We start from the raw sequence: 20,280 nt of genomic DNA, 5'->3' as shown, positions 1-20,280 counted from the left end.
AGGAATCCGCCGTGGAGCACGTCGACGTCGCGGTCACCGACGGCGGGCAGTCCGGGCTCGCCGCCGCGCATGGACGAATGGCCACGTGTCCCGCCCGGCGGTAGCGGTGGGAGGTGGCCCCTGGGGCGTTGGTTCGACGTGTGTCAACATAGACGTATGTCGAATACGAAGGTGCTGCCGCTGCTGGAGCCGGACGTGGTGCGGTGCTGCCCGCCGCTGTCCGAGCGGGCGCTCACCGCCGAGGAAGCGGTCCGTACGGCCGCGATGTTCAAGGCCCTCGGCGATCCCGTACGGCTGAGGCTGTTCTCGCTGGTCGCCTCGCACGAGGGCGGCGAGGCGTGCGTCTGCGACATCTCGGACGTCGGCGTCTCCCAGCCCACCGTCTCCCACCATCTGAAGAAGCTCCGCGAGGCCGGTCTGCTCACCTCCGAACGGCGCGGGACCTGGGTGTACTACCGCGTCGCCCCCTCCGTCCTCGCCGCCATGGGCCAACTCCTCACCCAGCCCGCCGCGTGAGTTCGCCGGACGGACCAGGCTCGGTTCGTCCGGTACCGCGCGATGCTGGACGTATGGAGATCGAGATTCTCGTCGTACCGGATTGCCCGAGCGAGAAACTTGCGGCCGAGCGGCTGCGAAGCGCGCTCAACGATGTCGGGCTGCATGGCACGACGTTCACGACCCGCACCATCAGTGACGCCGAGGAGGCTGAGCGAATCGGCTTCACCGGCTCCCCAACCATTCTCATCGACGGCCAAGACCCGTTCGCCGAGCCAGGCCGCACCGCCGGACTGAGCTGCCGGATCTACCGGACTCCGGACGGCCTTGCCGGTGTCCCGGGACACGACCAGCTCCGCCAGGCCCTCACCACCGTCACGGAACCGCCCACTCCTCCCTCACTCTGAACTGCCGCGACCTTCACGTCGGGTCGAAGGTTTGCCGCCGAGGACGTGACCGGCTTTCAAATCTCCCAGCATGCGGAATGCCCCGAAGTCCCTGCCACTACCGTTCGCCTCTGCGAGACCGCCGGACTGCTGCCAGCCGGCCGTACCGCGTCCCGCTGGCTGCCGGACCCCGGAACGAATTGTTGCCCACCGTCAATCCATCGGGCCGGTGGGAGGCGGTGCGTTCCGGTGGGCCGTGCCGCCTCCCCGATGGGCTGCGCTGGTTCAGGCCGGCAGAGGGCGCGGGACAGGTGCGGCCAGGCGGCCGGTGCGGGCCAGGGAGGGCCTGGCCGCTGGTGACGCCGAAGGTGGCGATGGCGACTGCGATGGCCAGTTCGAAGTTGTTGCCCGCCGCGGTGAAGGCGAGGGTGGCCGTACGGTCGTACGCGAGTCCGAGGGCCTTGCCGAGCACGAAGGTGCTGAACCACATCGCCGCGAAGTACACCAGCAGGGGCAGGGCGATGCGGGCGACGTCGAGCGGTTGTGAGGTGATCGTCTTTCCCTATGGAGATGTCGAGGCTCTCGCCGTCGCCGAGACCGAGCCGGTTCGGCAGGAGGTCGAGGTAGAGCCAGGCGAGCAGGCCGAACGCGGCAACCTGGAATGCGGAGTTGAGTGCGACGAGGACGGCGGCGGCCTCGCGGTCGCCGCAGGCCAGATCGTTCCAGATGATGACCATGGCGATGCAGCGGGCGAGACCGACGATGATCAGGCCGGTGCGGTATTCGGGCAGGTCCGGCAGGAAGGTCCAGGCGAGCGCGAACATCACGGCCGGGCCGACAACCCAGTTGATGACCAGCGAGGACACCATCAGCTTCCGGTCGCCGGTGACCGCGTCGAGCTTGTCGTAACGCACCTTGGCCAGCACCGGATACATCATGATCAGCAGGCCGACCGCGATCGGTAGGGAGATGCCGCCGATCTCGGCTTTCGCCAGGGTGTCGTCGAGCCCGGGGATCAGCCGGCCGAGGCCCAGGCCGAAGCTCATGGCGATCAGGATCCAGACGGCCAGGAAGCGGTCGAGGGTCGAGAGTTTCGCGACGACCGGGTCCGCGCCCGGCGGGGTGGGTGTGCTGGTGGTTGCCTGTCCGCTGCTGGTCACGGACAGGCCCTCTTCGTGTCGGCCGCTCGGGTGGCACGGGCGGCCGTGGCCAGAGCGGTGAAGGAACCCGCCACGGACTCGATGACGTCCGGTCGCAGCTTGTAGTAGGTGAAGCGCCCGCACGGCTCCGTCTCGACCACCCCCGCTTCGCGCAGGACGCGCAGGTGGTTGGAGAGGTTGGTCTGCTTGGCGCTGGTCCTGGTCGCGGGCGCCGAGATGCACCTCAAACGCGGCAGTATCGAGCAGGCGTGCGCCACCTGGCACCGGGCCATCGACCACATGGACGACGTCCCCTCCGTCCGTACCCGCAAGGCCGTCTCCCGTATGCGCGGCGACCTCGCACGCTTCCGGGCCCGCAGGCTGCGACGCGTGGCCGGGCTGGAGCAGCGCGCGGCCGAGATCGTGGCCAGGACACTTACCCTCCCCAATGCCCGAGGGCGTGGACGCGCCGAGCGCCCTGCTGATCCCGGCGGGCTGAGGCGCCGCCGGGGTGCGGCTCGCATCCAGTTCCTGGCTACCGCTCCCGGACGGCGTAGGTCAGGTGCGTCACCCTCGGGGAGGGGTCCGTGCGGAGCGGCTCCAGGGCCACGCGGGCCGCGTCCACGCCCTCGAACAGGCGGATCCCGGAGCCGAACAGCACGGGCGACAGCGCTATCGAGAACTCGTCGATCAGGCCGGCGTTCACGTACTCCAGGATCGTCGCGCCGCCGCCCGCGACGCGGACATCCCGGTCGCCGGCGGCCTCACGGGCCCGGTCGAGCGCGGTCTCGACACCGTCGTTGACGAAGTGGAAGGTCGTGCCGCCCGGTCGCTCCCAGGGGTCACGCTTCTCGTGCGTCACGACGAAGACCGACGTGTGGAACGGCGGCTCCTCCGGCCATGCCTGCTCACCGGCGTCGAACATGCGCTTGCCCATCACGCTCGCGCCGGTGCGCTCGAACGTCTCCCGCGCGATGTCGTTGTCGCGCCCTTCCTCGCCGCCCTCGCCGAGCTTCAGATTCTCCCGGAAGAACCGCAGCGGGAAGATCCACTGCTGCAGTTCCATCCACTGCCGGCCCATCAGCTCCTCGGGGGGCTCGGGCGCGATGAAACCGTCCAGCGACATCGACACGCTGAAGAACACCTTCCCGGCCATCAGGCTTCGGCTCCCTTCCGGACGATCTCGGTGACGTAGGCAGCCAGGTTGCCCAGGGTCTGCCGGCCGCCCTCGATCGCGTGGTACTTCTCGACCGCCTCGTCGCGCAGTTCCTTGGTGGGGAACACCGTGCGCATCTCGATCCGGGTCGCCGCCCCGTCGGGCTCGAACGTCAGGACCGACTCGAAGGCGTTGGGGTCATCGCGGGACTCGCCGTGGAGAAACTCGATCCGCTCCGGCGGGGCGATCTCGGTCCAGGAGATCCACTCCTGGTAGTCCGTCCCGTCCGGTCCGTGCATCACGAAGTCCCAGTCCCCGCCGGCACGGAACTCGAACGCCCGGGTGGTGGTGGTGAACCCCTCCGGCCCCCACCACCGCGACAAGTGACGCACCTCGGTGAACGCCTCGAACACCAGCTCCCGCGGAGCGTCGACGACCCGGGAGATCACGATCTCGCGGCCGGCTGTCGCCGACAGCGCCGGCGTTCGTCGTTCTGTCGCGCTCATCAACTACTCCTCTTGACTTGCCTGTTTCAGTTCCTGCACATATGTGTCGAGCCGGTCGAAGCTCCCGCTCCAGAATCGCTCGAATCCGCCGGTCCACTCGTGGACCGGTCGCAGCCCGCGGGCGTCCAAGCCGTACAGACGCTGCTTGCCTGCCTTGCGGTCCCTCACCAGCCCGACCTCCCGGAGCACCCGCAGGTGTTTGGACGCCCCCGGCTGGGTCATCCCCAGCTCTTGGGCCAACTCGGTCACCGGCCGCTCACCGGCCCGCAGCAGCAGCAGGATCTCCCGACGCTGCGGCTCGGCGATCGCGTTGAAGACGTCCGACGTCGTTGCCGCTCGTGCCATGACATCATCATATACCTATATCGGCATGCGTAAAGTCGAGCCGGGGTCTCGGAGTCCGGCACCGCCAGCCGCTTTGCCTAAGAGGAGTTAACAGAAAGCTTTCGTGGGTCCATGTCCCGTTCCCGGTGGCCTCGTTGGACAGCCCATGGGTAGGGGAAGAGTCCGCCGTGGCTGGTGACGGACGACTTGTGGGTGCGGGTTGGGCCGCTGCTTCCGGTGCGGTCCCGGCGGGTGCGCAATGCTGGTCGGCTGCCGCTGGATGACCGTAAGTGCCTGCAGGGGATCTTGTTCGTGCTGCATACCGGTATCCAGTGGGAGTGGCTGCCGCAGGAGCTCGGCTTCGGCTCCGGTATGACGTGCTGGCGTCGGCCGCGGGACTGGAACGAGGCCAGCCTGTGGGACCGCCTGCACCAGGTGCTGCTGACCGGGCTGCACCGGGCCGGGCGGCTGGACTGGTCCCGGGCGGTGATCGACGGCTCGCACCGGCAGGCACGTCGGGGCGGCCCAAAACCGGGCCGGGCCCGGTCGACCGTGCCAGACCGGGCTCGAAACACCACGTGATCACCGACGCGCACGGCACCCCACTGGCCATCACACTCACAGGCGGCAACCGGCACGACGTCAAACTGGCCTGCTGCGTGATCACCTACCGCCGCGTCAAAGCTTTCTGTTAGCTCCTCTTACCCAGGCCGCCTACCGCTTCGCCGGCGTCACCATTCCCCGTATCGCCCAGGCACAGTACGACCACGGCCCCCGCCTCCTACGGAGCACCCCACTGACCCCGGGAGACCTGCTGTTCTTCGGCACCAGCCCCGGCACCATCACGCACGTCTCGATCTACACCGGCCACGACCGGGCCATTGATGCGCCACGCCCCGGAGCAGTTGTCCGTGAAGGTCCCGCGAACTCCAACGCCCCCTCCTTCCAGGGCGCGACAAGACCAGCGATACGACAAGGTGGTGTCCGGTGAAGCAGATCGCCGCCCGCGAGGCCGTCGGCCTGCTCAGGTCCATGACCTGGGTACTGTGCGCGGTCGGCGTGCTGGCCCTGGTCTTCACCACCGTCAACGTCACCCGCTTCGCCACCACCCGAGGCGTACCGCCGTCCATCGCCGTACTCCTTGACCCGATGATCGGCACGGCACTCGCCGGCGTCCTGTACGTGGACGAACGCCTGGCTTCCTGGGGCATCCGCCCGTCAGCCTGGTCAACCGCGGGGCGCCGGCTGCACCGCCGCACTGATGAACTCCTGGGAAAGCCTGTGGCCCGACCGGCAGATCGGCTGGCCCCGACACGCCGATCCGGCCGCCGTATTGCTCCACCTGACCCCGGCCCTGCTCCTGATCGCCCTGACAGAAACGATCGCCGCCTACCGAAGAACCGTCACCGACCTTCTCGACCGGACCGACCCCGCCGAACACCCCGCATCGGCCCCTACCGTCACAACCCGATCGCCCAAAGACCACGCCGACCCAAATACCACCGAGCCGGATCCGCTCAACGCCCCGCCCTTGGTGGACAGATGCGATTCTGAACCTCACTCAGCCTGCCACAGTCCCACCACTACCGAAATCGGCTACAACAGCCCCCGCACCGTCAACGACATGCCCGATCGCCGACCCCTGGCACCCGACCACCGACCGGCCGGGGACAGGGCGGCAAACGCCGATGTATGGGCCCGCGCTGTCGCGCTGGACGCCGCCGTCCGCGCCGCCATGGGGACAGTCGTGAGTATCTGGCGGCTGCGCACCGATCTGCGCATCGGGGCCACGGCGCGCCCGCCAGATCCGCGACCAGCTCCTGGCCCGACACCCCGCCCCACGATCCTGACACCCCTCTGAGCTGGACCGATCCCGAACCGATCGAGCCGCTTGACGTCCCGCCCCGAGTGGAGCATCCATGGTCGTGGCCGACAGAACAAGCGGGTCACGGGCAACCGCCAACCCGCTCTCGTCACAGCCATGCCCGTCCGGGAACAACGCGATGCGCACGCGCCCGACGGATCCCCGCAAGCCCGTGCACACGGGCTCGCACCCCGGCCGGGGACCTCAACCACTGCCATCCTCACGGAAACGAGGTTCCCCCATGTCCAACACCACAACCGACCGCACACGCACCCTGCACGCCGTCCCCAACCCCGAACCGCTCGCCGGACTCACCGGCACACCCGCCACCATCTACACCGAACTGGTCGGCCTCACCGAACCCGCCACCGCCGCCGAACTTGCCCTCGCCACAGGCCTGGGACGCTCCACCGCCGGAAAAGCCCTCACCACACTGGAACAACACGGCCTCGCCGCACGAACCCCCGGCAGCCACGACGGCCCCCGCCGCACTCCCGACCGCCGGCGCGCCACACCCACCAACGAGACCAACAACACCGACGCGCCCCGCACTCACGAACCCGCCAGCACCGCAGTGGAAGCCACCACCACCGACAGCACGGAGCCGGCGCCGCGCCGCTGCCTCGTACGGGTCCTTTCGCCAGAGTGCGCGGCCCGCTGCACCAGCCGCTGGTGAGCGCGGGCGTCCTACTGTATGAGGGGCACCGTCCTGCACCCGATCAGCAAGGAGCACCGGGCTGTGAACGTCGAGATTCCCCCGCACGTACGCGATACCGCCTCCCAGTTAGGGGCCGGTGTCCCTTACGCCCTGAAGGTTCTGGCTGGCCAGCTGGCCGACGACGCGGACATGGGGCGGCCTTCGGGGTTGTCCGGTGTTCTCACCTTGACGGTCGACGGCGAGCTGTTCGAGGACTGCCCGGCCCTGGTCATCGACTACGTCCGCGAGCCGGACCGGATCGAGGTCCGGTACGTGAATCCGGCTGCCTCCGCCGAGCCTGTCGCGGATGCCCAGGACCAGGACCGGGAGCAGCTTGCCGACGCTGCCGCGGACGCGGTCACCGGACGGGAGATCGCCGACGTCTGGCAGCGCATCGTCCGTTGGCTCCAGCACAACGCCCCCGACTCCCACGCTGCGCTCCGCGCCGGCGCCAGCCCCGCCGCCATCACCGCGCTGGAACACGACCTCGGCATCCAGATAACCCCCGACCTGCGCACCCTGTGGTTCCTCACCGCAGGCGACGACGGGGTCAACGGCCGGGGATGCCTGCCCGGCAACAAGGCCCTGATGACCCTGGACGAGGCAGCCGGCTTCTACCAGCGTTCGATGCACGCCCAAGCCCACGAGGACACTCTCAACGCCCTTTACCCCGAAAACGACCGGACTACCGTGTGGAAGGCAGCCTGGATTCCGGTTGTCGCCTTCGGCCCGGCTGACCGCACGTCGGGCCTGTACCTGGATACCGCGACCGGCTACCTGGGCCGCTGGTCCCGCTACAACGAAGGCCCCGGCGACGAGCTCGACACCCTGGTCACCTACCTGGAAGAGGTCGCCGACATGCTCGAAGCCCCCGCCCTGGCCACGCGGGACAAGCCCGGCCTGATCGGTGGGGCGCTGGTGTGGCTCAGCAGGATCGACCCCGCGCAGGAACCCCGGTGGCAGCCCCTGACCGGCTGACCACACACGAGAAGGGGGCCGGCCCTGCGGGCCGGCCCCCTTCTTGCTTCACCTGTCGACGCTCACGCTACGTCAGCCGATTTTGCGCCACGTGCAGGTCGTCGCGGTTGACGTGCAGTGCTCGAACCCCGGAAGGGTCAGGAAGAACCCATCACCGTCCAGCATCCGCCACGACGGAGCCGGGAATTTGTCGAACACATGCTCATTCTGATAGAAGGGGATCGCCGCACGCCCGCACCGCTCCGTGCCGCTCGGCCCGTTCGTCGCCGTGCGGGTGTCCGCGAGGACGCCGAAGTTCGCCGAACCGTCGCCCATCTTGTCGGCGAACAACTGGGCACACTGGCTGCCCGACGTCACCAGGTTCACGCTCTTCGGGTAACCGCCGGACTCGTGCGTCGAGACCATCGCGAACTCGTCACAGTCGGCCACCCCCACCGACGCATCAGACGGGTGCACACTCCAGGTGCCGTCACCACATACCTTTTGGCGGCTGTTGTCCGACGTCCACTTACCGCCGGTGCTGTTCTTCACCGGGGTGTCCGGGCCCAGATAGTGCATCAGGCTGTCCCACCGCTTCGAGCCGGCGTGATCGGGCATCACCTGCTGCATGTACCAGTAGTACGCCCCAGCGGCCGGGTACAGGTTGGTGTCGGCGGTGTAGGTCGGCTTGAAGAATGGCAGGACGGGATCTTGAGGCCGCGAGCAGCCCATGGCAGGCTCATGCCGCATGATCGATGAATTCGCGAAGGACAACCTGCACGGGAGACTGCGGCGGGACCGCAAGGCGCTGCTCTGGAAACTCGACGGCTTGTCCGAATACGACGCCCGCCGACCTTTGACAGCGACCGGGACCAACCTCCTCGGCCTGGTCAAACATGTGGCCAGCGTCGAGGCCAGGTACTTCGGCGAGGTCTTCGACCGCCCTTCCCCGGACCCGGAACCGCTGCCCCGGTGGCAGGACCACGACGGCAGCGATCTGTGGGCAACCGAGGACGAGACGCGCGATCAGATCATCGAGTCCTACCGGCGCACGTGGGAACACTCGGACGCGACGATCGACGAGCTTGCCCTCGACGCCCCCGGCCACGTGCCGTGGTGGCCGGAGCCTTATCCCAACACGAACCTGTTCGCCGTCATGGTCCATGTCCTCGGCGAGACCAACCGGCATACCGGGCACGCCGATATCCTGCGCGAGGGCCTCGACGGCCGGACCGGGATGCGCGCCGAACACGAGAAGCAGATCGACGAGGAAGCCCGTGCAGCCTACTGCGCGAAGATCGAGCAGGCCGCCAGGTCGGCCGCACCAATCAAGGCTTACTAGGTCCTGCCCGTCGGGCTGTTCGGCGGTAGCGGTGAACGTCGTAGTCGTTCCCGGGTTGTACGTGGTAGACGGGATCTGTGACCCGCTTGTCCTTGTCGAATTCCGCGAAGCCCTTGATCCGGTGCTTGGTGCGGTCGACGGAGATCTCCCGCTTCCTTCGGTCAATCGCGCTGAAGGACGCCCCCATCTCGAGGCGACGGGGGCGGCCTTGTCATACGTGCGTTGGGCGTGAAAGATCACCGCGCGGTGAGAAGCTCTCCATTCGCCTGACCGGCGCCCCGGTTCACACCTACGCCGCAGAAGCCGTGGTTCAGCCTGCCTGAGCCGACGTCTGCCCCGGCTTGTCAGTGATGGTACGGCTCAGGACCGCGATGTCGTCGATGACCTCGCCCTTCTCGCCCCACACCGTGCCCTCGACCATGACACTGCGCTGGCCGAGGAAGTGCAGGCTGTCCTTGTTGAAGATCCATTCCGTGCGCTTTCCCATGTAGACGCGGGCGACCGCCACGCCGTCCCGGCCCGCCGCGTCGGTCGTCCGGTCGACGACCGTGACACCGGGGATCTTCGCCGCGGCCCGGTACAGGGCGGCACTGACCTTCGGCGGGGCGAGCTGCTCGCCCAGCAGGTCGCCGATGGTCGTGAACGCCTGCTCGTGGGGGTCGGATCCCATCCCCTCGGTCTCGTCGTAGATCTTCGTGAGCAGTCCGCCGGGGTCGGTCGGCAGGGACTCCAGGTAACGGTAGGTGGGGTCGTTCAGGGACGGTGCCGAGTCGCCTCCGTCGACGAACTGTCTGGTGCCGTACTCCCAGAGGAGTGCGGGGCGGGATCCGTCGACGGAGAGCCAGATCTGCCGCGTGTGGGGCTTGTCGCCGAGCCCGCCGTTCGGACCGCTCACCCTGGTCGGGGCGACCTCGCTGACAATGTGGACGTACTGGTCGTCGCGGATCGTGGGCGCCGGCCGGGAGGCGGCGGCGACCGCGATCCGGTCCAGCAGTACTGCGGCGGAGGGGCCGGAGGCCACAGTCGGGTCCGGGCTTCCCGCACCGACGGGACCGTTGTCGGACAGGCTCCCGGTGGCCAGTACGACGGCGGCCACGGCGCCCGCGGCCAGCGGTACGGCCGCCAGTGCCAGGCGGCGGCGCAGGGGACGGGAAGCGGTTCGGTCGGTGGTGGTGCGCTGCCGGACTTCACGCATGAGGTGGTCCTTCAGAAGCTGGTGGCGGCGTCCGGGCAGATCCCGATCGGCCGGGACCGGCAGCAGCCGGGCCATCTCCTCACGCTCCGCCGGGGTGGGCCGGGGCGGTTCGGCGTTCATCGGGTCTCCTCCTGGGGTGGCCGGACCGCGGAGCCGCGGTCACCAACTGTCTGTCCGTGGCTCCGCCGCGAGTTCCCGGTGTCCGCCCCGGGGTCCGTGGCGGCGAACTTGTGGAGTTTCCTACGAGCGCGAGACAGCCGTGAACGCACCGTCCCGACGGGGACGCCCAGTGTCCGGGCCGCCGTGGCGTAGTCAAGACCCGACCAGACACACAACGCGACCACCTCCCGCTCCGGGCGGCGCAGCCGGGACAGTGCCTTCCGAATGCGGGTGATCCGGTCGGCGTCGTCGATCCGGCCGACCAGTTCCTCGGCGAAGTCCGGGAAAGCCTCTTCGCGCGGCAGCCGCCCGACGGCGGCCTCGTGACGTCGGGCGGCACGACGGATGTTCCTCGCGGTGTTGGTCGCGACCCCGAGCAGCCACGGGCGCAAGGACCCACCGTCCAGATCGACCGACTCCCGCAGCCGCCACGCCTCAAGGAAAGTCAGGGACAGTACGTCCTCGGCCACCGACCAGTCCCCGGTCAGCCGGAAGGCGTGGTTGTACACCCCCCGGGCGTAATCGTCGAAGAGAGCCCCGAACGCCTCCGGGTCTCCCGCCCGTATCCGGGCACGCACACTCAGGTCCATACCCTCGAACTGTCCGCTCGGCCCGGGGGAGTTCCCGGGAAGCTGCGCGCGGGCCGCAGGCTGTGGCGCGCCCCGCAGCCCGATGTGATGTCAGGGGGACCAGGTCAGGTAGAGCAGGGCGAGGAGTTCGCCGTTCTCGTTCAGGGCTTTGAGGGTGGACACGCTGTTGTCGGCCACAGGGAACACCATCACGTTGGCTCCGGAGCCCGGATCGGTCACCTCGTCGATCCAGGGCCCTCGGCGGGAAAGGACCCCGGTGGACAGCGTCGACTCCTTGAACCTCACGAAAGATTCGACGGGCATGTTCCGTTCGGCCCTGTCGCTCCACAGGCACGCGTATCCATCGATACGCAGAGCGGAGGATTCGTCGAAATCCCAGGTCGAATCGGCGAGTTCGTCGGCGGCGGCGAGGGCGACGAACAACGTGGTCACATAGTGCCGGGACTGGCCTGGGTCTTCTCCCAGACCGACACTCCCCGCGTAGACCGGGTAAACGCCGGGCCTCACTTCGAAACTGTCGATCCCGGAATCGGCGCATTCCGGAGTGGACCAGTTCAGATCGCCGTCGACCACCACCAGATCGCCCGCCCGGTCGATCCATCTGGGCCCCGGACCGCAGAGCGATTCCATCTCCAGTTCGGTCCAGCTCTTCCTGATGAACTCCGGAACGAAAACATCCATGTCCATGCGGCAAACCTGTCAGATCGTCAGAAACAGCTCCGGTCCGGCCCGCGACGGGCCGGACCGGAGCTGCTCTACTCGGAGTGTGTGGTCGAGAAGTACGTACGCGCCGTCGGCAGGAACATCAGCACGACAGCACCGGCGATCAGGACGACCGGACTGACACCGACGACAAGATCGTAGACGCCGTCGGCGGTGGCCTCCGGCTGATATTCGTCGGAGCTGACGCTGTTGACCAGAACGAACAGCAGAAGGGCGCCGACGGCGGTGATCATGTTCCGCGCCCATGTCCGCCCCCGGCGCATGGCCAGGGCGAAAAGCAGCAACAGGGCGGTGGTGACCACCGTGAATCCGGCGGACAGGACGGTCTGCCGAATCGCTCCGTCCTCCCCCGTCTCGCCACGCATTTCATCGAATCCCGAGGGAGAGACGACGAATGTGTCCAGTACCCACGAGACCGGGCTCAGGGCAATCGCCACGAGGAAGAGCAGAAAGGCTGCCTCCACCTCCCTGGGGCGTATCTCGCTTCGGTTCATCTCTGCCTTCGTCGTCATGGTGTCCTATGGTCTCGGCGGTCCCGGCCCGTGGTGGTCACGAGTACGTCCGGACCCGCTCCGCGATGCCCTTCTTGATGATCACCTCGACGCGCAGGTTGCCGGCCTTCGCAGCGTCGTCGAGCTCCTCCGGGGTGCACTTCTCGGCCTCCGGGGTCTCGGGGTCCCCGCAGATTTCCCCGCCGATGATCTCGGTGTCGACGGCGACCCAGAAGGCTCGTTCCCCGACCCGTAGCTTGCCGGGCGCCCAGAAGGTCAGCTCGCCGTGGAACGTACCGTCGGCGCCGGGGGCGTCGGGGTTGTCGACGGGACCGTTCTCCGTACCGCTGCCGGGGGCGTCATCGGCGTCGTCGTCCGAACCGGAACCCGGATCCCCTTCGGAGTCCGTACCCGAACCGGAATCCGTACCCGCGCTGGAGTCCCTACCCGCGCTCGGGCTCTCGCTCCCGCCACCCGAACCCGCGTCGGAGCTGCCCTCCTCGTCGGCACCGGCACTCGCGGTGGGGCTGGAACCGCTCCCGGAACCGTCGGCGACGGAGTCGGGACCGCATCCCGTGAGGAATAGGCCCGTGGCGGTCAGGAAGGCCAGAGCGGCGAGCGTGCGGGTGCGCGTACGGGTGGATCGCATGGAAGTGCCCTTTCGGCGTTGTTCGTTGGTGAGTGGCAACGCCGCGCCCCTGTCCGGGCCGCGGCGTTGCCGTAAGGAAGTTCTGGTGGTCGCGATGGGGTCGGTCAGCCGACCGGAGCGATCCGCCGCGACACGTCGGCGTCGTCCTGGCCCGGCTGAGGCGCCACCTGGAGGTGCGGGCCCGTCCGGCGATCGCGCCGCGTGGCGAGCAGCATGCCGGCGAGGGCGACCTGTACCCCCAGGACGCATGCCTGGGTCAGCGGGGACTCGACGGTCAGCATGGCCATGGTCGCGTTGAAACCGAGATGGACCGCGACGGCCGCCGCGACTCCGGCACGCTCGTACGCGTAACCGGTCAGCAGTGCCACGGGGAAAACGCTGAGCGAGAACATCAGGCCGCTCCAGCTCATCAGCCCGAGCTCCGCCTGAACGGTTCCCCCGATGAAGAACAGCGGCAGATGCCAGACCGCCCAGACGGCACCCAGCAGAAGTCCGGCCCGAAGCCGGCTCATGGACGCACGCAGACGGGGATACGCAGTGCCGCGCCAGCCGGGCTCCTCGGCCACCGGACCGCCGATCAGCATGCTGACGAAGAACGGCACGATTCCGCCGACGCTCGAAATCAGTTCCTTGCCCTCGCTCAGGCTCACCGTGGCGTCACCGAGGAAGCCAGCGAGGAGCGCGCCCGCCACCACGCTCCCCGATGTCAGCACCAGCAGGGGCAGCACCCACAACAGGCGTACGCCCTGCCGGAATTTCACCGTACGAACGGGTACGGGCTCCCCGCGGCGGGCGCGGCGTACCCGGACCGCGATCGCGCCGAACACCGGGCCGAAGCCACCGAGCAGAAAGGGAATGGCGGTGGGGGAACTCGTCGGCGACCCGCCGAGTGTGATCACGATCAGCCAGAAGGTCCAGGTCATCGCGAAGGTGACAGCGAAAAAGAGGCCGAGGCCGTTTCGCCGGCCCTGAATGCCGTCGGCTTCGACCTGCCGCGGCGCTTCGCCACTCCCGGTGAGTCCGCCTCCGCTTTTCTGCTGGAACATCTGAACTGCCCTTCCACTGAGGCGCTCTCTGCGCCAAGTCCACGACGCTACGCACGGCGAAGGCCCGGCACACTGGGCGTAGGGCCAGGCGGTCGACCGGGGTGCCGGCCGCCACCACGGAAGATCCCTTCGGTGCGGTGGGAGTGCCGCAGGATCACAGGCGACCCGTGGGTCGATTCTGAGGTGGGGCTGCATTCGCCAGGAACGGTGTGCGCCTTTGTTGCCTTCCGGTACAGGCCAGTGTGCCCTCGTGTCCTGCGGCGACGCGGTGGCGGGCGACCGGGCGGGCGTCGCCCTGTCGTACCTCGCAAACCTCGGCGTGCCACAGGACCCCACGCGGAATCGCGGCGTGCGAGTTGTACGGGCGCCGGGAAGTCGCCGAGCATCGGTGAGGGGCTCGACTCGTTTTCACGGTCTTCCCGGGTTCGTGCCGTGGATCGGGGGCAGTTCGCCGCAGTGGTCGAGCCGGGGTCGCGGGCGGTCAGGCGGTGGTGTGTCCGGTCACGGGCGTGGACTTCGGCCTCGGCCGTGGACGTGACAGAACAGCAGGTCCGGTGCGGTGGCGCGTCGGGGGAACCAGTTGCTCATAGACAACGAGATCAACAGGTCAGGTGAACCGGCGAGGCTGAACAAAAGCCTCAAGGAAGAGGGTGACGACGTCGGCGGCGTGCCAGTTGCAGACGACGGGCTTGTGGACCTGGACGGACTCGGAGAGCACGAGGTGGCCGGCGCCGTCGTCGGAGACAGAGAGCGTGTCGAACAGCTTGCCCTCGTCGGTGTTGCTGCTCTGAGGGTTGACGCCGATGTGGGCGGCGGTGGAGCCGTTGAGCTGGTGCTGTGGCCGGCAAACGTTCCCGGCCACAGCACTAGCTGGGCCCTGTCCGGCGGATCACGGTCGGAGTCATAAGCGGATGGCTGCGGTGCTGACGGTGCCGTGGAAGACGTAGGCCTGTTTACCGTAGCGGGTGGCGACGGTCCGGAAGTTCTTGAGCCGGTTGATCGTCCGCTCGACTTCGTTGCGGCGCCGGTAGCTCTTGCGATCGAAGCCGGTGGGCGACAGGCCGTGCGTCGGGCGGCGGGGCACTGGGGCGTGGAGAGTGTGTTTGGTGGCTTCCAGCCGGAGTGCCTTGTCGTGCTCTTCGAGGCACAGTGCGACCGGCAAGTGGCGCGGCGACCAGTGCTGGGTCGGCGCATCGGGCGGTGCGGCGGCCGCGCCCGCCGGACTGCGGGCGTGCCGCGATGACGCTGTACCACCGCGTGCGCCCAGCGCCCTGTACTGCCGTGAACGGTGCGGCCGTACGCCGGCGCACGAACGAAGGCGGGCGTCCTGCGCGCCGAGCGGTGGCGGGAATGGCATGCGCCGAAAGTGTTGCCGCTCCTACCACAGGCTGCGGGGGGAGGCCGGGGGAGCTGCGGCGCTGTCCACGCGCCCGTCGCTCGCCGGCGGGCGGGCGCGTGGCCAGTGCAACCGCAGGGGCCCAGGGTGCGACACCGGGGGCCCGCGTCGGCCAGCGCGTGGTGGCCTGAAATCAGCGGTACGGCGTGCGGACCACGGCGGACCGCGGTCGGCGCGTGGCGGGTTCGGCAATGATGCGCCGCATGGCAGCGAACACGGATCCTGCGAAGGCGTCCACCACCGGCACATCCTTTACCTACTGTCTCGACGCGGGCCCGCTCGGCAGCAAGGACGAGACCCGCGCCTCGACCCTCTGGCGGCTGAACGGCACGGCCTGGGAGTACCTCGCCGGGAAGGCGTGGACCCCCGTGAGGATCGACCTGGTCCCGGAGTCGGTCCGCACACTGAGCACGAGGATCACCGCCGGGCAGGCGGACACGGTCGTCGGCGGGCTGCTCGACCTGAGCTACTGGGGCGTGTACGAGACCGACGCGCCCGAGGGGGCGGACCCGTACACGGTGATCCGCCGCGACGAGCGGACCGGTGCCCGCGACCAGGCGCTCGGCCGTGACGGCCGCTGGTCCAACACTCTGACGCTGTACAAGGTGTTCACCGCGCCGGGCGCCGACCTGCCCCGGGTGCGTAGGTTCGACACCGGCATTGAGGTGGTCCGCGCGCTGGCCCTGTTCACACCGCCGCCCGCAACCCCGCCCGCCACGGGCGGCGGTTCCCCGGAGCCCGCCGCGCTGACGCCGGAGGAGGAGAGCAGGCTGGTCGCCTACCACAAGACGGCAATGGACCGGAAGAACGAAGTCGGCGCGCTGATCGACCGCATCGCCAAGGCGACCGAAGGCACGCTCGTCGGGACCGAATACGCGCTCAAGAGCCTCGGCTCGCTGCGGGAGAAGGTCCTCAGGATACGCGAGGAGCACGCGGGCAAGCCGGGCCCGGCCGCCCAGCCGCTGACTCTCGAAGTGGCGCTGGCGGCGGTCGCCGACCTGCACCGCTACACGATCCTCTACGCCCCCGCGCAGTATGCCGCAAAGGCCAGGGACGCCTGCGCGGCGTTACGCGCGACCTACCTGGACCGGGTGTTGCGGGACTACTGGTCGACCGACTATTACAAGGGTTTCAACACCTCCTGGCAGGCCAAGGACCAGTCGTACATGATCGAGGTCCAGTTCCACACGCCCAACAGCTACGCCACGAAGTCCGCGACGCACGTCTACTACGAGATCAACCGCGCGCTGGCCTCCGGGGAGTGGGACCGGCGTGCCTGCCGGGCCCTGCAGGTGCTGGCCAACGCGGAGTTGGAGATCCCGCCGGACCTGTATCTGCTGCCGGTGAAGGTGCCGGCGACGGAGCCCGACTACCGGACTGCCCCGGAGTTCCAGGCGGCTCTGGTCCGGGTGAAGGCGCAGGCGCTCGGACTTGGCCGGAAGGCCGCGGGGTTGAAAGCCTGAGCGGCCGGGCGACCGGACGGCGTGGAAGGCGTCGGAAACGGCCGCGAGTTGCTGCTCAGCCGTTGCCCCGGGGTGCTTGTTCATGGTGGTTGCCGGGGCGGGGGATCGAGCGGTGGGTGACCCAGACCCTCCCCGCCGGCCGGATCGTTGTCCACGAGGCTGACTGCTGGGTCGCCTCCGGCCGGCTCACGGCGGCGAGTGCCGAGCAGGTTACCGACATGATCACGGGCGGGCGGGCCGAGGCCTGCGACGTCTGCAAGCCGACGCCTGAGGACATACGACCAGCGCGTTCAAGGTCTCCCCAAGGAATCCGCAAGACCGACCGGAGACGCTGATCGGACCGCCGCATCAACGGGGCGTCGGAAGCCCAGCCACCAGGGGGAACCCATGCGTCTTCGCCATGCCATGGCCAGCACCGCATTCAGCACCGCGCTCCTCGCCGGCGCAGCCGCCGCGCCAGCCCACGCGGCCTCATCCGGCGCGGCAGCGTGCCAGACGGCTTCCTGGAAAAGCGTGGACGGCACGGAAACGAGACTCACCCAGAGTGCGACACTCCACCAGCGGGGCCCGTACTCGGACTGCACACCTGGATACAGCCTGACCCCAGGGACAAGGGTCGTATACGACTGCTTCACCTCCAACAGCTACGAAAACACGTGGACACACGTGACCGCGTACTACAGCAACCTGGTCCTCAAGGGCTGGATCTGGGACGCAAAGCTGCCGGGTGGAGGCAGCTACGTGGAATGCCCCTGGTGAATCCAGAGACACGCCCGCCAGCCCCACGCCCTGGCCACCGCGAGCGGCCAATGTGACGGTCACGACGCGGGTACGAGTCCCGCCGCCGGCCCCGGTCGGCGTGGTCGAGCAGGCGACACGAAGGCCCTCACCCCGAGCGATCCGGGCGCGGGCCTTCGGCGTCCGGGCTACGGTCGCCACGCCACCGCTGCCGGGCGGTAGATGCTCGTGAGAAGGGCGCTGTAGTTCCTGTCTCGAACGGTGTCCGGGCTGGTGCTGAGCCCACGCTCAGTGAGGTGGGCCAGGCGCGCGATGAGAGTGAGCCCCGAAGGGGAACCCTCGTGGCCGCCGCAGACCAGGCCCGCGTTGAGCAGCCGCATCGATGTCGCATGATCCACAGCCTGGTCGCCGTTGAGCAGGATTTCGCCCTCGCTGTCGCGTCCCCACACCAGGCGCCTGACGCTCCGCGCCAGAAGATCGACCGCGTGGAACTCGTCAGCGGTCAACGACAAGAGGCTGGCAGGACTGATGGTAACCGTGCGAATCGTCCCGGGTGAGGATCACGCTGGGTACACAGGTGTCGACCGTGAGAGCGAAGCCCTGATGGTGCTGCGGTCGCGGATCGTGCCAGGGGAGCGCGGACGGGCATGCGATCGCGGAGGTGGCCCGGCGGCTGGGTGTCACCACGGACACGGTCCGGCTCTGGCGCCGGCGTTTCCTGGAACGGCGGCTCGACGGGCTGTGCGACGAGCCGCGGCCGGGTGTCGCACGGAAGACCACCGACGCCGACGTCGAGCGGGTCATCGTGAAGACGCTGGAGGAGACGCCGAAGGACGCCACCCACTGGTCGACCGGGTCGATGGCCGCGGCGACCGGGACGTCGCAGTCCGCGGTCTCACGGATCTGCCGGGCCTTCGCTCTCCAGCCGCACCGGGCCGAGACGTTCAAGCTTTCGAGGGACCCGCTGTTCATCGACAAGGTCCGTGACGTGGCCGGTCTGTATCTCGACCCGCCGGAGCGGGCCCTGGTGCTCTGCGTGGAGAAACGGACGCGTTCCGTGCCGGACGCGGTCGCTTCGCCGGGGTGAGGCCCCGGCTCGCCGCCCGGGTCGAGAGTGTCAGGAGTATTCGGTCCGGTGTCGGCCACTGCGCGAGTCTCACGGCCCCTCTGGGCAGCGCGGGCGTGATCAGGAGGCGACCACCACAACGAGTGAGCCGATGTGGCGCCCCCCTTTGCAGGTCTTCGCGCAGGCGCGCCCCGGTTCTGGCCGCCAGTGTCATCGCCGCAGGACTCGCTCCGCGGGAGGGAGCCATGCCGGTCAGGCGCTGTGCGCGCTCGTTCAAGGGGATCATCAACTGGATCCGTGCGATGTCGGTTGCGCTGAAGGTCGAGGCCGGTGATGCGTCCGCTCCTGGCGAGGTGCCGGTGGTCGGCCGCGTAGTGCGGCCGACCACCAGCAGCGCCATGGCTGTGGCGCATGCCGGACGCAGGGTCAGAACGTGCCGGCGGAGTTGCACTTGGCCTTCTGGGTGATGCAGTCCTTCACGCGGTGCCCCTGAGCGGCGTTGTCCCACGCGTTGAAGAAGTCTCCGTGGATGGACGATGCCATGCCCGAGGCCAGCCGGAAGCCGGCCGTACTGCCGTTGGTCGGGTAGCTGACTACGAAGGAGAGGTTGGGGATGGCTACGGGATAGGCGCCGCTGCACTTGCCGTCGTAGGTGTACGCGACGTGCGACTTGTGGTCGGGGCTGTCCAGGTTCTTGCCGTCCCAGCAGTCGGGGAAGACAAGCTGGTGGGTGAGGTGTGCGGTCGGAGCACAGACCGGCCAGTTGCCGTCGGCGCTGCGGCCGATCTCGCCGCCCGTGCCGGCGCACCAGTACTGGCCCGGCGATCCCGCGGGTGTGGATGTCTGCGCCCTGGCGTCGCCCGCGATCATGCGGAAGCCCTCGGGGAAGGGCAGTGTCGCCGAGGGGTCGGGCAGCCGGGAACCGTAGTAGACGATCATGTTCTCGGGCTCGACAGCCCTGTTGCCCTCGTACAGGGACGGGATCCAGTACGCCGAGAGGTCCTCGGCGGGTGCGCAGGTGGTGGCCTTGTTGTCCAGCAGCGACTGGGTGGTGGAGAACGCGTCGGTGCTCTTGTTGCCGAAGAAGCTGTGCATGTGGGACGCGCCGGCGAGTCCGGGCAGGACGATGGGGTCGTCCGGCTTGGAGTGGCTGTAGTCGCAGGTGGCGTTGAACTCAGGAACCCGGACCACGTCGGCGGGTACGGGGGCCGGGGTCATCGCGCGGAATTGCGCCACTTGGGCGTTCCACTTGGCCTGGTCGACGGGGACCCAGCCTGCCGCCTGGCCGTCTCCGTCGCCGACGAAGGAGAACCAGTTGATGTTGACGAAGTCACCGGGTGCGGTGCTGCGCAGTACGGCGAACACGGTCTGCGCACCGGTGGGGTGGGTGGTGACGTCGGTGGTGCGGGTGGCCCAGTTCTGCCAGCCGCCGGTCGGCGCGACCTGTACGACGGCGAGCAGTGGCCCGGTCGCGCTGGTGGTACGCAGTTCGATGGTGCCCGAGCCGACGGCGGAGGCGATCCGGGCGGAGACGGTCAGCCGGCCGGCGGCGCCGAGATCGACGTTGTCGAAGCGCATCCAGTCGCCGTCGGCGAGGAACGCCGCGTTTTCTCCTCCTCCGGAGTCCGCAGTCGCCTCCAGGCCGACGCCGGACTGGGCGGCGTAGGACTCCGCCTGGACGGTGACTGTGGCGGCCTGCGCCTCCTGGGTCGACACGGTCAGGCTCACGGCGGCGGCCAGCGCGACCACCAGTGCTCCTACTAACAGCGTGTACAGATGGGCGGGATATCTGCGCATCTCACTTCCTCAGGAATGTCGGGATGGAACGCCGGATCCTTCGACCGCGGCGGCAAGCGAGGATCAGCGGGCCGAGAGCGAGGTGCGCCTGCTGCGTGATC

At 68.8% G+C, this 20,280-nt stretch carries 24 protein-coding genes and 3 pseudogenes; 11 read left to right on the top strand and 16 right to left on the bottom strand.

What is annotated here, in order from left to right; all coding sequences use genetic code 11:
- Window positions 1-156 precede the first annotated feature (156 nt).
- Both OG214_RS07655 and OG214_RS07650 read left to right on the top strand, forming a co-directional pair.
- On the top strand, window positions 157-516 hold the full coding sequence (locus tag OG214_RS07655; RefSeq protein WP_363085558.1) for a metalloregulator ArsR/SmtB family transcription factor: 360 nt from the start codon (window positions 157-159) through the stop codon (window positions 514-516).
- A 53-nt stretch (window positions 517-569) separates the two neighbouring features.
- Window positions 570-902, top strand: coding sequence for a hypothetical protein (locus tag OG214_RS07650; RefSeq protein WP_405984284.1), 333 nt, complete (start codon window positions 570-572; stop codon window positions 900-902).
- Between the two features lie 313 nt (window positions 903-1,215).
- Here the strand turns inward: OG214_RS07650 and OG214_RS07645 are convergent.
- The 5 genes and pseudogenes from OG214_RS07645 to OG214_RS07625 all read right to left on the bottom strand — a co-directional run.
- Window positions 1,216-2,047 (bottom strand): annotated as a pseudogene (locus OG214_RS07645) (arsenic resistance protein); the annotation flags it as partial.
- On the bottom strand, window positions 2,038-2,322 hold the full coding sequence (locus OG214_RS07640; RefSeq protein WP_405987450.1) for a winged helix-turn-helix domain-containing protein: 285 nt from the start codon (window positions 2,320-2,322) through the stop codon (window positions 2,038-2,040). The pseudogene OG214_RS07645 and the gene OG214_RS07640, both read right to left, overlap by 10 nt.
- Window positions 2,323-2,555: 233 nt before the next feature.
- Complete coding sequence (locus tag OG214_RS07635) at window positions 2,556-3,176, bottom strand: dihydrofolate reductase family protein (RefSeq protein WP_405984283.1); 621 nt, start codon at window positions 3,174-3,176, stop codon at window positions 2,556-2,558.
- Window positions 3,176-3,682, bottom strand: coding sequence for an SRPBCC family protein (locus tag OG214_RS07630; RefSeq protein ID WP_363085555.1), 507 nt, complete (start codon window positions 3,680-3,682; stop codon window positions 3,176-3,178). Before OG214_RS07630 ends, OG214_RS07635 begins: the two co-directional genes overlap by 1 nt.
- Before the next feature lie 3 nt (window positions 3,683-3,685).
- A complete protein-coding gene (locus OG214_RS07625; RefSeq protein WP_363085554.1) occupies window positions 3,686-4,027 on the bottom strand; it encodes a metalloregulator ArsR/SmtB family transcription factor in 342 nt (113 codons plus the stop codon).
- A gap of 171 nt (window positions 4,028-4,198) precedes the next feature.
- Here OG214_RS07625 and OG214_RS07620 point away from each other — a divergent pair.
- From OG214_RS07620 to OG214_RS07600, 5 genes and pseudogenes are all read left to right on the top strand, one after another.
- Window positions 4,199-4,650: pseudogene (locus OG214_RS07620) on the top strand (IS5 family transposase); the annotation flags it as partial.
- Window positions 4,651-4,658: 8 nt separating this feature from the next.
- Window positions 4,659-4,997 carry a C40 family peptidase gene (locus OG214_RS07615; protein WP_405987449.1) on the top strand — a complete coding sequence of 113 codons (339 nt, stop codon included), beginning with the start codon at window positions 4,659-4,661 and terminating at the stop codon, window positions 4,995-4,997.
- Between the two features lie 270 nt (window positions 4,998-5,267).
- Window positions 5,268-5,867: a hypothetical protein gene (locus tag OG214_RS07610; protein WP_405984282.1), complete on the top strand. Its 600-nt coding sequence runs from the start codon at window positions 5,268-5,270 to the stop codon at window positions 5,865-5,867.
- Window positions 5,868-6,111: 244 nt separating this feature from the next.
- Window positions 6,112-6,546 carry a helix-turn-helix domain-containing protein gene (locus tag OG214_RS07605; RefSeq protein ID WP_405984281.1) on the top strand — a complete coding sequence of 145 codons (435 nt, stop codon included), beginning with the start codon at window positions 6,112-6,114 and terminating at the stop codon, window positions 6,544-6,546.
- 63 nt (window positions 6,547-6,609) lie between these two features.
- Window positions 6,610-7,545, top strand: a complete 936-nt coding sequence (locus OG214_RS07600; protein ID WP_405984280.1) for a hypothetical protein — start codon at window positions 6,610-6,612, stop codon at window positions 7,543-7,545.
- A gap of 72 nt (window positions 7,546-7,617) precedes the next feature.
- Here OG214_RS07600 and OG214_RS07595 read toward each other — a convergent pair whose 3' ends face one another.
- A complete protein-coding gene (locus OG214_RS07595) occupies window positions 7,618-8,274 on the bottom strand; it encodes a hypothetical protein (RefSeq protein WP_405984279.1) in 657 nt (218 codons plus the stop codon).
- Between OG214_RS07595 and OG214_RS07590 the strand changes: the two genes are divergently transcribed.
- Window positions 8,273-8,866, top strand: coding sequence for a DinB family protein (locus OG214_RS07590; protein WP_405984278.1), 594 nt, complete (start codon window positions 8,273-8,275; stop codon window positions 8,864-8,866). The genes OG214_RS07595 and OG214_RS07590 overlap by 2 nt on opposite strands.
- Window positions 8,867-9,176: 310 nt before the next feature.
- Here OG214_RS07590 and OG214_RS07585 read toward each other — a convergent pair whose 3' ends face one another.
- From OG214_RS07585 to OG214_RS07550, 8 genes and pseudogenes are all read right to left on the bottom strand, one after another.
- A complete protein-coding gene (locus OG214_RS07585; RefSeq protein ID WP_405984277.1) occupies window positions 9,177-10,181 on the bottom strand; it encodes a CU044_5270 family protein in 1,005 nt (334 codons plus the stop codon).
- Window positions 10,178-10,810, bottom strand: a complete 633-nt coding sequence (locus OG214_RS07580; protein ID WP_405984276.1) for an RNA polymerase sigma factor — start codon at window positions 10,808-10,810, stop codon at window positions 10,178-10,180. Before OG214_RS07580 ends, OG214_RS07585 begins: the two co-directional genes overlap by 4 nt.
- Before the next feature lie 90 nt (window positions 10,811-10,900).
- Complete coding sequence (locus OG214_RS07575) at window positions 10,901-11,497, bottom strand: hypothetical protein (RefSeq protein WP_405984275.1); 597 nt, start codon at window positions 11,495-11,497, stop codon at window positions 10,901-10,903.
- A 68-nt stretch (window positions 11,498-11,565) separates the two neighbouring features.
- Window positions 11,566-12,045: a hypothetical protein gene (locus tag OG214_RS07570; protein WP_405984274.1), complete on the bottom strand. Its 480-nt coding sequence runs from the start codon at window positions 12,043-12,045 to the stop codon at window positions 11,566-11,568.
- Between the two features lie 37 nt (window positions 12,046-12,082).
- Complete coding sequence (locus OG214_RS07565; protein ID WP_405984273.1) at window positions 12,083-12,673, bottom strand: hypothetical protein; 591 nt, start codon at window positions 12,671-12,673, stop codon at window positions 12,083-12,085.
- Window positions 12,674-12,777: 104 nt separating this feature from the next.
- Window positions 12,778-13,719 (bottom strand): CPBP family intramembrane glutamic endopeptidase, encoded by a 942-nt coding sequence (locus OG214_RS07560; RefSeq protein ID WP_405984272.1) that lies wholly within the window; start codon window positions 13,717-13,719, stop codon window positions 12,778-12,780.
- 607 nt (window positions 13,720-14,326) lie between these two features.
- On the bottom strand, window positions 14,327-14,581 hold the full coding sequence (locus OG214_RS07555; protein WP_405984271.1) for a hypothetical protein: 255 nt from the start codon (window positions 14,579-14,581) through the stop codon (window positions 14,327-14,329).
- 39 nt (window positions 14,582-14,620) lie between these two features.
- A pseudogene (locus tag OG214_RS07550) lies at window positions 14,621-14,842 on the bottom strand (IS5/IS1182 family transposase); the annotation flags it as partial.
- Between the two features lie 476 nt (window positions 14,843-15,318).
- Between OG214_RS07550 and OG214_RS07545 the strand changes: the two are divergent.
- On the top strand, window positions 15,319-16,578 hold the full coding sequence (locus tag OG214_RS07545) for a hypothetical protein (protein ID WP_405984270.1): 1,260 nt from the start codon (window positions 15,319-15,321) through the stop codon (window positions 16,576-16,578).
- Window positions 16,579-16,694: 116 nt separating this feature from the next.
- Entirely contained in the window at window positions 16,695-16,913 is a 219-nt protein-coding gene (locus OG214_RS07540; RefSeq protein ID WP_363085805.1) for a DUF6233 domain-containing protein, read from the top strand.
- A 591-nt stretch (window positions 16,914-17,504) separates the two neighbouring features.
- Here the strand turns inward: OG214_RS07540 and OG214_RS07535 are convergent.
- Window positions 17,505-17,822, bottom strand: coding sequence for a hypothetical protein (locus OG214_RS07535; protein ID WP_405984269.1), 318 nt, complete (start codon window positions 17,820-17,822; stop codon window positions 17,505-17,507).
- A gap of 155 nt (window positions 17,823-17,977) precedes the next feature.
- On the opposite strand from OG214_RS07535, the gene OG214_RS07530 reads away from it, so the two are divergent.
- The gene (locus OG214_RS07530; protein WP_405984268.1) at window positions 17,978-18,403 is read left to right on the top strand and encodes a helix-turn-helix domain-containing protein; all 426 of its coding nucleotides are present in this window, start codon (window positions 17,978-17,980) and stop codon (window positions 18,401-18,403) included.
- A gap of 405 nt (window positions 18,404-18,808) precedes the next feature.
- Here OG214_RS07530 and OG214_RS07525 read toward each other — a convergent pair whose 3' ends face one another.
- A complete protein-coding gene (locus OG214_RS07525; protein WP_405984267.1) occupies window positions 18,809-20,179 on the bottom strand; it encodes a DUF1996 domain-containing protein in 1,371 nt (456 codons plus the stop codon).
- Between the last annotated feature and the right edge of the window lie 101 nt (window positions 20,180-20,280).

This window comes from Streptomyces sp. NBC_00872, from assembly GCF_045161915.1.
In the GTDB taxonomy this organism is placed as follows: domain Bacteria; phylum Actinomycetota; class Actinomycetes; order Streptomycetales; family Streptomycetaceae; genus Streptomyces.
This window is presented reverse-complemented; position numbering and strand designations above follow the sequence as displayed.